10 protein-coding genes are annotated in these 12,619 nt (G+C 49.1%); 7 read left to right on the forward strand and 3 right to left on the reverse strand.

Translation table 11 applies throughout. The features are described from left to right. Positions 1 to 5 precede the first annotated feature (5 nt). Complete coding sequence (locus GJR95_RS00765) at positions 6 to 1,892, reverse strand: heparinase II/III domain-containing protein (RefSeq protein WP_162384070.1); 1,887 nt, start codon at positions 1,890 to 1,892, stop codon at positions 6 to 8. 156 nt (positions 1,893 to 2,048) lie between these two features. Further along, positions 2,049 to 2,546, reverse strand: a complete 498-nt coding sequence (locus GJR95_RS00770) for a MarR family winged helix-turn-helix transcriptional regulator (RefSeq protein WP_162384071.1) — start codon at positions 2,544 to 2,546, stop codon at positions 2,049 to 2,051. 162 nt (positions 2,547 to 2,708) lie between these two features. Here GJR95_RS00770 and GJR95_RS00775 point away from each other — a divergent pair, with 162 nt between their 5' ends. Continuing rightward, positions 2,709 to 3,077 carry a VOC family protein gene (locus tag GJR95_RS00775; RefSeq protein WP_162384072.1) on the forward strand — a complete coding sequence of 123 codons (369 nt, stop codon included), beginning with the start codon at positions 2,709 to 2,711 and terminating at the stop codon, positions 3,075 to 3,077. A 14-nt stretch (positions 3,078 to 3,091) separates the two neighbouring features. Here the strand turns inward: GJR95_RS00775 and GJR95_RS00780 are convergent, their stop codons facing one another. Then, positions 3,092 to 4,189, reverse strand: coding sequence for an L-dopachrome tautomerase-related protein (locus GJR95_RS00780; RefSeq protein WP_162384073.1), 1,098 nt, complete (start codon positions 4,187 to 4,189; stop codon positions 3,092 to 3,094). Between the two features lie 151 nt (positions 4,190 to 4,340). Between GJR95_RS00780 and GJR95_RS00785 the strand changes: the two genes are divergently transcribed. The 6 genes from GJR95_RS00785 (at position 4,341) to GJR95_RS00810 (ending at position 12,588) form a co-directional block, all read left to right on the forward strand. Next, positions 4,341 to 4,991: a 7-carboxy-7-deazaguanine synthase QueE gene (locus GJR95_RS00785; protein ID WP_394369981.1), complete on the forward strand. Its 651-nt coding sequence runs from the start codon at positions 4,341 to 4,343 to the stop codon at positions 4,989 to 4,991. Continuing rightward, the gene (locus GJR95_RS00790) at positions 4,946 to 6,952 is read left to right on the forward strand and encodes an OmpA family protein (RefSeq protein WP_162384074.1); all 2,007 of its coding nucleotides are present in this window, start codon (positions 4,946 to 4,948) and stop codon (positions 6,950 to 6,952) included. Before GJR95_RS00785 ends, GJR95_RS00790 begins: the two co-directional genes overlap by 46 nt. A 202-nt stretch (positions 6,953 to 7,154) precedes the next feature. Further along, positions 7,155 to 8,111, forward strand: coding sequence for a thioredoxin-disulfide reductase (gene trxB, locus GJR95_RS00795; RefSeq protein ID WP_162384075.1), 957 nt, complete (start codon positions 7,155 to 7,157; stop codon positions 8,109 to 8,111). A gap of 105 nt (positions 8,112 to 8,216) precedes the next feature. Continuing rightward, positions 8,217 to 9,287 (forward strand): M23 family metallopeptidase, encoded by a 1,071-nt coding sequence (locus GJR95_RS00800; RefSeq protein ID WP_162384076.1) that lies wholly within the window; start codon positions 8,217 to 8,219, stop codon positions 9,285 to 9,287. Between the two features lie 295 nt (positions 9,288 to 9,582). Then, positions 9,583 to 12,045: an outer membrane beta-barrel protein gene (locus GJR95_RS00805; RefSeq protein WP_162384077.1), complete on the forward strand. Its 2,463-nt coding sequence runs from the start codon at positions 9,583 to 9,585 to the stop codon at positions 12,043 to 12,045. Positions 12,046 to 12,138: 93 nt separating this feature from the next. After that, the gene (locus GJR95_RS00810) at positions 12,139 to 12,588 is read left to right on the forward strand and encodes a hypothetical protein (RefSeq protein ID WP_162384078.1); all 450 of its coding nucleotides are present in this window, start codon (positions 12,139 to 12,141) and stop codon (positions 12,586 to 12,588) included. Positions 12,589 to 12,619: the final 31 nt, after the last annotated feature.

The raw sequence follows: 12,619 nt of genomic DNA on the forward strand, positions 1-12,619 counted from the left end.
TCAGGTCAATGGGGCCATTGCTGTAACGATTGCACGTTAGTATTCGTTTTCTTCACTGCTTTTTCCGGAATCAGCAAAACTGTGAGTGCCGATTTGGTGCTCGCTGGAAGTTTGACTTCAAAGCCAACTAATGTGGTGCCGGGGTTAGGTGCATCGTAGTCGTGCTGTGGATCGGTTGGCCAGGTTTTTAACGTGACTTTTGCCGGTTCCTGAACCTGAAGAATCAACGTTTTACCCTCCTTCGACAATTCTATTTTGTTTTCACCAACAATCTTTGCCGTAGCCGGTGTAAGCATCGTCCACCGCACGGTGGTCTCCGTAGGAAGGGTTTCCAGTTCATCCCGAACAACAACATAGTCTTTATTGACGATCGCAATACCGCGGTTGGCCTTTGCCAGTGACTCTTTATAGATGGCAGTCAGGTCGGTAGTGACGCTCATGAACGAGGGAGTACTCGAAGAACCAGTGATCGGGGCCTTCCCCTCGACCCGTTGAAGCTGGTCGTTGATCGTCAGGGTATTATGCACAAAATTGTTGTATCGAAATACTTGCCAGCGTTGGGAATTCTGTTTGCCATTCCATAAATCCACCCCTTTCGATTCCAGCGTTTCATAGTTCTGCATCCCAAAATCCATCGCCCAGCGAACGCCATCCGCTTCCATAATGAAAGAGCCAATATCCATGTGAGCATGGTTCGTTGAGGCACTCCCGCCTTTCGTGGCTACGTAAATCGCGTTCGGATCAGACCAGGAAGTACGCATGAGGCCGACCGGCGTTTTGCCCATTCCTACCCACATCGTTGATTCGGGTTCCTTAATGGTCGTTATTCCAACGCTGTTACTCCAGAGGATTGCTGCCGGGAGCAGCCGGTTTTTGATGTGTTGTCTGGCATCGTCGTTTATCAATCGACTCCGTTCTACCCAAAGCAGGGAAGGGTTTTTCTGCTTTTGAGCAAACCAGAACATGGCTGGTTGTAACTCCCCGCTAAGGCCGGAATCGGAGAAATTAAACGCGTTGTTGGAGGGCCCGGTCATGTTTTCCATGAAACCGGCAGTCTGAAGAAAACCGGGCTTTGTCGATAACCCAAAGTCAGTGCCCAATGCTTTTTCAACGGCGCTTAGAAACATAACGTTAAAGCTGGTACCGTAGCCCCAATAGCCATATCCTTCGGGATAGGCGCCATTGGGATTATAGTCGCCCATGGGTAACACGATGGAATCGATGGATCGATTAATGATGCGTTTGGCCAGTTCGGGCTGGTCTTCATAAATTGCCATGGCTCCGTATGTCATTCCGGCATTACAGACCTGATTCCAGTTGTGGCTTGCCTTCAGCCAGCTATTGTATTTCGAATCCAGCGACGGTTCAATTCCTTTTTTCAGGATGGCTTCCTTAATGATTGACCGGGATTGCTCGGGTAAGTCGTTATATAGCCAGTCGTAGCCAATGGCAACGGCCATCGTCATCTCGGCTACGTCCAGAAAATGGGTTGGGTTCCAGTCGCTGAACGCCGACAGGGTTAGCAATTCTTTTTCGGCACGTTTCAGGTATTTATCCTGATGGGTCATCCGCCAGGCATAGGAGAGAAAAAATAGTCGGCGCAGTGCTTCCCGCGATTTATCGAGTAAGCGACGGCCAATTTGTATCCGTTCCAGCGGGGCGGCTCCGAGTAATACATCCGATTCCGTTAAAATTGCCTGATGGAGTTTGCCCCAGGTTTTATCCGTTCCTATCGTCCGTTTTATCGTTTCCTCTTCGCCCTTAAGCAGCAGTAATCGAGGGTGATCAGGTAGTTTAGGCGTGGTTGCCAGATGATCGACCTGTGCCGAAACGGACGATATTGGCAGGACCAGAGCGACAATAAATGTCAGAAATAAAGTAACCGTTTTCATAACGGAAGCGCAGTTCAAAAGAAGTTATTCGATGTTGATAAGTTGAAAAGGGCTTTTATTTACTTGAAATCGTTATTTTCCTGACTGGAATAGATTAGGCATGCCGACAGTATTTCAATACATTATGGCTCATTCTGGTACACGAAAACTCAAAAGTTACTCATCATCAATCTCCTGCTCAAGCGATTCATGGTAGGCAATAATCTGGCGAAGGACATCAACGGCGATGTTAAAGTGTTCTTCACCCACAACTTGTTTGTATTCATCCATTAGTCGATGCTGCTGCCGCTTAATGGTCAGTAAGTGTTTTTGTCCCTCAATTGTCAGGCTTATTTTCACACTCCGCCCATCTTTCTGATTCTTGTCGGTCCGGATAAGGCCCTGTTCCTCTAACTCCTTTACCGTTCGACTCATCGCCTGTTTGGGAACCTTGGCCCGTTGCGCCAACTCACGATTTGTAATGCTCTTCAGGCTGATACTAGCTAGAAAAGGTATGTAGGAAAGTTTAAAAGGACCAATGCCTGATGCATTCATGGCTTGTTGAATGCTTCGTTCAAACAACCGCTTACCTGCCCACATAAGCCGCGCCCAGTTGCGGTCATTCGTACGCATGTATGCCGCTAATTCCGACTGAATTTGTTCCTGATCGTCCATAAAATAGGCTTCCTGAACTTGCCGAAAGGTGTAGGTTTCGTCCTTAACTTTTCGGCAAGTTCATTTCTGAGTAAAATTAATAATGCAATAGTAGTCATAATTGTTGACTATATAGTCAACAATTATGACTACTATTGCATCCGAAAAAACATATAAACGAACATGACCCTAAGCCACTTAAACATAGCTGTGCCTGATGTAGCACAAACCCGTGCCTTCTTCGAAACGTATTTTGGCTTTAAATGCACCGACGTAAAAGGAAAAGATGCCCTGGCTATTCTGATGGGTAAAAACGGATTTATTCTGGCATTAAGCAACTTCAATAAGAATCAAATCCCTCAGTATCCGTCTGATTTTCATGTGGGTATGGTTGTCGATACGCCTGAGCAGGTTACGGAGACATACACTCGGATGAAGGCCGACGGTGTGTCGCTTGAGCATGAGCCCAAAACGTGGGGCGGGCGGGGAACGACCTCATTTTATGTGATGGCTCCGGGAAATTTTCTCGTAGAAGTGCTCAGTGTAATCTGACGATTAACCGTGCGTCATTTCGGTAGTTTCATCCGGTACAGCCGAAATGGATAGTCAACCTTATCTTCACCATTGTTATAGCGTTTGGTACGCTGAATCTGAGCCGCGGTGAGGTATAGGTAGCCATCCGGGCCAACGGCAAAACTGTCGGGCCAAAGTAGTCGGTTGTCGGTCACCAGCGTTTTGAGCTTGCGGTCGGCTGTGAAATAACGAACGGCTTTGCGGGGCGAGTCGGTCAGGTAAATAGTACCCGCTTTGTCGGCTACCATCCCGTGAGATACCCCCGTTTCGGCCATTGTTTCAACGTGTGAGGCCACTTCTGCTGGGGTTAGTGCAGGGTCAGTCAGGTAGTTTGTCGCAATCCGATATAGGTTTGTTTGTGTAATCGGGCGAAAATATAAATAGGCAAAGTCCGCCGTGAGGGCTATGCCATTTACATTGCTACTGAAGGGAATCCCTTTGCTGTCTCTTACTTCTTTCCCGTCAATCGTCAGCACGAAATTCGGATCGGCTTTGGTCGATTTATCGCCTTCGAGTACGGCACGGCTCTTTCCCGATTTTAAATCCAGCACAATGATTGCAGCCCGCCTGGGGTCCGACAGGTAAGCGATCTGTTGGCGTGAATCAACCTGTACATCGTTCAGGCCCGTACGCTCGCGGGGCTGGTCCTCGAATCGATAGATCTTCTCTACCTGATTGGTAGCCAGATTTATCTTCAGGAGCTTTATGCCCGTTGGAAAAGCAGGCATGCCGGAAGGGCTGGCTGGATCGAGTACCCAAAGCGCATCTGTCTGGTCGACAAATAAAGCCTGCACATTGATAAAGCGATTCTGCGGATTCAGTGAATCCCACTTGTTCCATTCCTCGTTAGGGTAGGGTCGTCGCTGGCCGTTGACGATTTCGGCAAGGCCATAGTCATAATTATCGGAATTTTTGGGAAACGTAACGAATATGCGTTTTCCCTTCGATACACCGACACCAATCGGCTGATGTTTACCAAACTCGGCAACAGTTTCGAGTTCTGGCGATTGGCCGGAGTCTGCCGGTTTTACCTGGGAATTGGCTATAAAGCTACATAACAGTAGGCAGGGTATTAGGAAAAACGGCTTCATATACACGCAGTTCAGAGGATGTTAGTGTAACGACTTCACCCGTATATGGTTCACAAAACCTGACCTCCTGGTCAGATCAGTCCAGAATAGCAGGACCAATCTGGATGCAAAAATCATACAGGTCTGGTCTATAAGTGCGTATCTTTGCCATATGCTTTTGGAACAGAAACAACAGGAAATAGGGGCTGTCGATTCCATGCAGGCTACACTACCTGTCATGGAAGCTTTCTATACTCTTCAGGGAGAGGGCGCACATACGGGGCGGGCGGCCTATTTCATCCGGCTCGGTGGCTGCGATGTCGGTTGCCACTGGTGCGATGTAAAAGAATCGTGGGATGCCGATGCACACCCAAAATTAACGATTGATGCCATTGTGGATGGAGCGTTACACTATCCTGGCCGGATGGCGGTCGTTACGGGCGGAGAACCGCTCATGCACGACCTGACCGAGCTAACGGCTGCTCTACAGAATGCCGGGTTCCGGACAAATATCGAAACGTCGGGCGTGTGCCAGGCTGTAACGGGTTCGTGGGACTGGATCTGCTTTTCTCCTAAAAAATTCAGGAAGCCCAATCCGGCTATTTTTGACAAGGCGGATGAGCTGAAAGTTATCATTTACAACCAGTCCGACTTTGCGTTTGCCGAGTCGTTCGTACCGCATCTTCGCCCCGATTGCAAACTCTTTTTGCAAACTGAGTGGAGTCGTTCCAATGAAATGCTGCCTCGCATCGTTGATTACGTTAAAGATCATCCGCAATGGCAAATCTCGTTGCAGACACACAAGTATCTGGATATTCCGTAAATCGCTGGATAACCAATAAAGGGAAGTGGACAATGGCTCGTATAGCCCGTTATACTATCCTGATCCTTCATTGCTCATTGGTCATTATCCATTGTTCTATAGGACAGGATAAAAAGGCTCAGGAGCTTTACGCCCAGTCAATTAAGCTGTTTGGCGAGCGAAAAGCGAACGAGGCCATTCCATTTATGGAACAGGCCGTCAAGCAGGACCCCAATTTCATGGATGCTTACCTGAAGCTGGGGCAGCTTTATGAATTTGCCCGGCGTTATGAACCCGCTATAGCGGCATACCGGAACGCGATTCGACTTCAACCCGACAGTCCGGCGTCCGGAACGGCTTATCAGTCGCTGAGCAATACGCTGCTCCGGCTGGGGCGTTATGCCGAAGCGTTACCTTATCTGGAGAAATTTCAGACGATGTCTCCTCCTCAGTCGGCTCAGGGACAGCGCGTTAGTCGACAGATTGAATCGGCCCGATTTGCCCAGGAGGCCATTCAGCACCCACAGCCGGTCGATCCCAAGCCGCTGTCGTCGGTCCTGCAGACAACACCTTCGCAATATTTTCCTGTGCTGACGGCTGATGAACAAACACTCGTCTTTACGGCGCTGAAACCCGAAGGTGATGAAGATTTAATGACGGCAACCTTTAATGGAGAAACGTGGTCGCCCCCAACGTCAATTTCGTCCGGGATCAATACGCCCGATAATGAAGGCACGGCCAGTCTCTCCGCCGATGGTCGGATGATCGTTTTCACGGCCTGTCAGGGGCGAAAAGGTTTCGGTAGTTGTGATCTGTATCTGAGTCGTAAAACCGGGGATGACTGGTCGGCTCCCGAAAATCTTGGCGCTACGGTCAATACCCGTTTTTATGAATCACAGCCTTCGTTATCGGCCGATGGGCGCCGGCTTTATTTCGTTTCTGATCGACCAGGCGGCAAAGGACGACGCGATATCTGGCGCAGTGATCTCGATACCGAAGGAAACTGGCAGGAACCGGTCAATATTGGCGTACCTGTCAACACGCCTTTCAATGAAGCCTCGCCCTTTATTCATGCGAATGGTCAAAGCCTTTTCTTTGCGTCAGAAGGTCATGTTGGTTTGGGCGGTTATGACCTGTTTGTGTCCGACAGCTCCACAACAGGCTGGACGGTACCAACAAATCTAGGCTATCCGATCAACACATCCGAAGATCAGGCATCCCTGTTCGTAGCGGCCAATGGAAAGCGGGCCTATTACTCGTTTGAGGAACAAAAAGACGGCGTATCTCAGAAATCCCGTTTGTATGCCTTTGAACTTCCAGAGGCTTTACGGGAGCGTGTAAAACCCGTTAATTACCTAAAGGGTGTGGTGGCTGATGCAAAAACAAAAAAGCCATTGGCCGCTACGGTCGAATTAATTGATTTAAAGACCAATCAGATTGTTTCGCGCGTTCACGCCGACGCTCAGACCGGCCAATACACGGCCGTTATGCCCAGCGGAGGAGAATACGCGCTGTACGTGAGTGTTCCGGGCTATCTGTTCAAGAGCCTTTCCTTCGACTTCACTCAGAAGCCCAAAGCTGATCGGGAGGCCAGTACAGGAATGTCGCTGAACGTTCCACTGGAACCGGCCGTAGCCGGAGAGACAGCCAAGGAAACACTGAATAATCTTTTTTTTGAATCGGGCCGGTATGACCTCGCCGAGAAGTCGCGCACAGAGCTCGACCGGTTATCGGCATTCATGAAAGCAAGTCCAACGGTTAAAATCGAAATCGCCGGACATACGGATGACAAGGGAGAAGCAGCCTCTAACCTGACGCTTTCACAAAAGCGGGCGCAGTCGGTTGTGGCTTATCTGACCACAGCCGGTATTGATCCCAGTCGTATTAAAGCGGTTGGTTATGGCAAAACCCGCCCCGTAGCGCCGAATACTACCGACGAAAACCGACGACTGAATCGGCGGATCGAGTGGCGGGTGCTTTGAGGGCTGGATGTAAGGGGGCGATGAGCAGGGAGAAGAAGGCGGTCGGTCAGGCGACATCCAGGAACTGCTGCTCGGTGCTCCTTTCTGCTCGCTCTTTTGCTTTCCTGCGGGATTTTTTTCAATTTTGTGTATGTTGTCTAAATACCATCTCTTTTTAGGGAACGGTATTTTGTTATAAAGAAGACAACTTAGTGCCAATCACATGACTTCCGAACACGTAAAGTGCCTGATCATCGGCTCCGGCCCGGCTGGCTATACAGCTGCTATATACGCATCGCGGGCTAATATGAAACCCGTTATGTATCAGGGACCACAGCCTGGTGGCCAATTGACCATTACCAACGAGGTTGATAATTTTCCTGGCTATCCTGACGGTGTTCAGGGGCCACAAATGATGCAGGATTTAGAGAACCAGGCCCGCCGATTTGGTACGGATGTTCGCTATGGTATGGTGACCAGCGTCGATTTTTCCGGGCATCCGCACCGAGCGATCGTTGACGATAAACACGAAATAACCGCAGATTCAGTTATTATTTCGACGGGCGCATCGGCCAAATGGCTGGGCTTGCCGTCAGAAATGCGCCTGAATGGCCGGGGCGTTTCTGCCTGTGCTGTTTGCGACGGATTTTTCTTCCGTGGGCAGGATGTGGCCATAATCGGTGCGGGCGATACGGCGGCCGAAGAAGCCAGCTACCTGGCTAACCTCTGCCGTAAAGTATATATGCTCGTTCGACGCGACGAAATGCGGGCGTCGAAGTTCATGCAGCAACGCGTTAATACCGCGCCAAACATCGAAATTCTGTTCAACACCGAAACTATAGAAGTGCTTGGCGACGACGAAGTGTCGGGCGTTCGGGTGAAGAATACTGTAACGGGCGAAGAAAGCGTTTTAGACGTGACCGGCTTTTTCGTAGCCATCGGTCACAAACCAAATACTGACATTTTTCGGGAGTACCTTGAGATGGATGAGAGTGGTTATATCCTGACAGAAAAAGGGAGTACCCGAACCAATATACCTGGTGTCTTTGCCTGCGGAGATGCCCAGGATAACGTCTATCGTCAGGCCATTACGGCAGCCGGAACGGGTTGCATGGCCGCACTCGACGCTGAACGTTATCTGGTCACAGTAGAAATGCAGGAACAACAACTTGTTCATTAACTTACTAGTTTTCAGAGAAAAGTTTTCAGTAGCAAACACGCCGGTATTACCGCGCAGGCCGCTGAAAACTGAAAATTTTTCTCCGAAAACTCATCTTTGATGCTGATGAGAAAAACGGCTGTTCGATGGCTCCTGGCCATCAGTTGCCTGTGTTTTACCGTAACGGCACAGGCCCAGGAACGGGGGCGATTTAAGAAAAACCTTACGATTACGCCCAAAAATCAATATAACCCGAATGCACCAGTCGTCGAACAGCCTCAAAAAGCGGACGACCCATTCGAGCAGGAAGCTACCCAACTGCGCTTTAATAGCCAGTTTGAGCCCAAAAAAGAACTTAATAAGGTCGTTAGCGAAGACACCAGCACAATTGATCAGGGTGAAGCCAGCGTTGTTGAAGTGATTGACTCGGTCCTTGTTGGTAATGAGTGGGTTAAAATCGCTGATTATTACGCCGTCTGGGATTCCCGAACCATTGACCCGTATAATATTAATCCACTGGAGTTTAACGAAGCCATCGATATTAAACTCTATGACCCGCCTGCAAACCGCTACTGGTCGGCTCCATTAAACGAAGGGAAAATGACATCGAACTTCGGGTATCGGTGGGGGCGCTGGCATACAGGCACTGATCTCGATCTGGAAACCGGTGACCCGGTCTACGCTGCTTTTGATGGTATCGTGCGCGTAGTGGGCTGGGATGGTAATGGGTATGGCCGCTATGTACTGGTTCGCCACTATAACGGTCTTGAAACGCTTTATGGCCACATGTCCAAGCAAACCGTAGAAACGAATCAACTCGTGAAAGCGGGTGATCAGGTGGGGTTAGGCGGCAATACGGGCCGGAGTTACGGCGCTCACCTGCACTTTGAGACCCGCTACGAAGGCAACCCATTTAGTCCGTTAAACATTTACTCATTTCCGGAAAACTCGATCATCTCTGATCACTTTCTGTTGACTGGGTCCGTGTGGGATTATCTCCGTGGAGGCCGTTCGGCATCCTCCGAATCCAGTTCGCGGCCACGGTTTAAACGAACCGTATTGCATCGCGTCCGGTCGGGCGAAACACTCAGTTCAATCGCCAGTCGCTATGGCATGTCCGTATCAGCATTGACTCGTAAAAATCACCTCTCATCGCGGTCGCGTATCCGACCAGGGCAAAAACTGAGAGTGAATTAGAGCATAATAAATTTTATAATGGCTACCAAAAGGCCTACTCCTCATAAAAGAGCGAGTAGGCCTTTTCTTGTTTCTAAAGCAGCTAAAATTGGCCCGTTTAGGTAGTAATTGATCACTGCTCCTGAATTTGATGGCTTCATTTCAGTCAGGATCTTCCTCAATTCAGTCGAAGAATTGGTCAATTTGGGACAATGCTGTCTGGTCGAAAGCCAGTGAACGACTAGTTTTAACCAGCAGCTAGCCGCCTGAATCACCATCGCATAGGGCGATGAGCGGGCTTCTTAACTGGTATAAAATGAAGATATTTCTCCTTGTTCTCGTTATTTTTTTAGTTCCAGGTGATCTACTGGCTCAACAGTCAAAATCTGGAATCGTTACGGGTTCGGTGCAGGATACGAGTGGAAGACCGTTAGGCATGATGAGCCTACTACTGCTCAAAGCCACCGACTCGACTCTGGTGAAAGCGGCTGTCAGTAATGCGCGTGGGCATTACGACATTGGGTTAATTCCTCCCGGAACCTACCGGATGTCTGGTTCACAGGTGGGCTATCAGAAAGTCTATTCCGAAGTATTCACAGTCGGTGATGAGCAATGGAAAATCCAACTGTTGCCGTTGACCATGCAGGAAGAAACCCGACAATTGACCAATGTGACCGTAAAAGCACAAAAGCCATTCATTGACCAGCAGATAGACAAAACGGTTCTGAACGTTGAGAATAGTATTGTGGCAAGTGGTGGAACTGCACTCGAAGTGCTTGAAAAAGCACCCGGCGTTGTTGTCGATCTACAATCGGAACGCATTAGCCTGAGAGGACGTGAAAATGTGCTGGTCATGATCGACGGAAAGCCGACGTACCTGTCTGGCAATCAGGTCCTGGATCTGTTACGCAACACGCCCAGTAATACCGTCGAGACCATTGAACTGATCACGAATCCACCGGCTCGCTACGATGCTGCCGGAACCGCTGGCATTATCAACATTCGCCTGAAACGTAATAAATCAAGCCAGCCGCTTAACGGTAATCTGACCACCGGGATGGGGCAGGGGCGTTTCCCGAAATACAATACGGCCCTTACGCTTAATGCCCGAAAAGACAACTGGAGTCTGTTCGGTAACTATGCCTTCGATCAGCGCGATTACTGGTCAGTAGCCACCATTGACCGGCGGTTTACATCGGCCGGGCAACCTAGGCTGATTCGGCAGGACGGCTATCGACCCATTCAGAACACGACCCATACTTTACGGCTCGGCGCTGATTATGCGCTGGATAAACACAATACGATCGGTGTTTTGCTGAATGGCACCAGCGTCAGTAACAAATCGCAGGGAGGAACGGATAGCGACATTTTCAAATCCGGTGTTCTGACAACCTCCGAGCGAACACAGAATGACAACAGACGGAGCATTGATCGGTTGGCAGCAAACCTGAATTTCCGGCATCGATTCGACACGACAGGCCGAGGCAGTAAAGGGCGGGAGCTTATGGTGGATGTCGATTATTCCGATGCGTCGTTTCGGCCGACTGAGCAGTTCGAAACCCGATTTCTAGATGACCAGGGATTAGAAACAGGGCCTCGGGATTTTCAGCGCCTGACTACAAAATCAAAGGCGCTGATTCGAGCCGCAAAAATCGATTATAGTCACCCCATCGATAAACAAACCACTTTTGAGGCTGGTTGGAAAAGCAGTTATGTGACGCTGAATAACGATTTGCTGGTTGAAACTAAACTTGCTGAAAATGGGCAAAATGTTCCCTGGCAGGTAGACAACGGCCGAACCAATCAGTTCGAATACCGGGAGATCATCCATGCAGCCTATCTTACGGGTCGTCGTACCTGGGCCGACTGGACCTTGCAGGTCGGCCTTCGTGCAGAACGAACGCAGACAGAGGCTTATTCAGTTACAGCCCGGAATACCGTCGACCGTACCTATCTGAATCTGTTCCCCAATGTGTCGCTTACACGCACGGTTGGCGATAAACATCAGTTTCTGTACTCGTTTAGCCGTCGAATCGATCGCCCGGATTACCAATATCTGAATCCGTTCATCCGGATTTTTAGCCCGTACGCCTATCAGCAGGGGAACCCGTACCTGAAACCGCAATTCACTGACGCCTTCCAGGTTGCCTACAGTTATAAAGAAGAAACGACAATTAGTTTTGGCTACAACCGAACCCGAGATGTGATTGTCGATATTAATGAACAGAACGATGCGACGGGCGAGACCCGGATCACCTTTACAAACCTGGCCGAGCAAACGAACATGGGAATTAATGTGAGCGCGCCCATCCGAATTACGCCCTGGTGGTCATCCCGAAATTCGGCGAGCGTATTTCATACTGCCTATCAGGCCGAGATCGGTGGTACTCCGTTGGATTATAGCTGGTTAGCTACGAATCTGACGAGCAATCATTCGTTCGTTTTTGCGAATGGTATCACCGCCGAACTGTCAGCATCTTACAATTCACCCTATGTATACAGTCAGAATAAAATGCAGGCATTCGGGCAACTAAGCGTTGGGGTTCAGAAAACACTCTGGCAAAAGAAAGCGACGTTACGTTTTAACTGGAGCGATTTGTTTCAGACGCAACGGTTTCGGGGAACGGTTCAATTCCAGAATATGGATTTCAACTTTGCGACCTATAGCGAAACCCGCGTTGCCCGACTGACATTTACGTACAATTTTGGCAATCGGGAGATCAAAGGAGCAGGTAATCGTCGGACGGTTTCCGAAGATGAACAACGTCGAATGAACTAATGAATAAATTTTCGATCCAGAGATAGTAAGGTCAAAATAGGTCAGGTGGGCTATTAGTAAGATCGTTTCCTATCAACTTAACATGGTAATAATATGACTAAAGTAGCAAAGAGCGAATGGTATCCGGGTAAAAAACTGATTATCACTCAACTCAGTGGAGACATTAAAGAAGCTGACGTAGTTCTCTGGGAGAAATCGCTTCAGGATACTCTGGCCCAAATTGGTGATCATGGTAGTTTCAAGATTTTTATTAACCTCCATGGTTTCACGGCAACAGATTTCGCCACCCACAAACAATTTAGGGGGATTATCCCGGAAACATTGGCTCGATACGGCTGGAAAGTCGGCTACGTCGATTTGTTCGTGGAGGCTGCCAAAATGCGCTACACCAATACCAGAGGAATTACCTGCGTGGCGGCTGCGCACACGCATCAGGATGCTTTGAAGATTGATGCCTACGAACAACGCTTTGGCAGAGAAAACGAACACTTTTTCACTGACCCACAAAAAGCATACGAATGGATCGACAGCGTTGACTTATAACGGATTGACTTTTACAAGTTGGTATGAACTG

This window comes from Spirosoma endbachense (genome assembly GCF_010233585.1).
GTDB classification, from domain to species: Bacteria; Bacteroidota; Bacteroidia; order Cytophagales; family Spirosomataceae; genus Spirosoma; species Spirosoma endbachense.

Coding starts and splice junctions, on each gene's coding strand:
- GJR95_RS00765 (WP_162384070.1), bottom strand. CDS start 1,892: ATGAAAACGGTTACTTTATTTCTGACATTTATTGTCGCTCTGGTCCTG.
- GJR95_RS00770 (WP_162384071.1), bottom strand. CDS start 2,546: ATGGACGATCAGGAACAAATTCAGTCGGAATTAGCGGCATACATGCGT.
- GJR95_RS00775 (WP_162384072.1), top strand. CDS start 2,709: ATGACCCTAAGCCACTTAAACATAGCTGTGCCTGATGTAGCACAAACC.
- GJR95_RS00780 (WP_162384073.1), bottom strand. CDS start 4,189: ATGAAGCCGTTTTTCCTAATACCCTGCCTACTGTTATGTAGCTTTATA.
- GJR95_RS00785 (WP_394369981.1), top strand. CDS start 4,341: ATGCTTTTGGAACAGAAACAACAGGAAATAGGGGCTGTCGATTCCATG.
- GJR95_RS00790 (WP_162384074.1), top strand. CDS start 4,946: ATGGCAAATCTCGTTGCAGACACACAAGTATCTGGATATTCCGTAAAT.
- trxB (WP_162384075.1), top strand. CDS start 7,155: ATGACTTCCGAACACGTAAAGTGCCTGATCATCGGCTCCGGCCCGGCT.
- GJR95_RS00800 (WP_162384076.1), top strand. CDS start 8,217: ATGAGAAAAACGGCTGTTCGATGGCTCCTGGCCATCAGTTGCCTGTGT.
- GJR95_RS00805 (WP_162384077.1), top strand. CDS start 9,583: ATGAAGATATTTCTCCTTGTTCTCGTTATTTTTTTAGTTCCAGGTGAT.
- GJR95_RS00810 (WP_162384078.1), top strand. CDS start 12,139: ATGACTAAAGTAGCAAAGAGCGAATGGTATCCGGGTAAAAAACTGATT.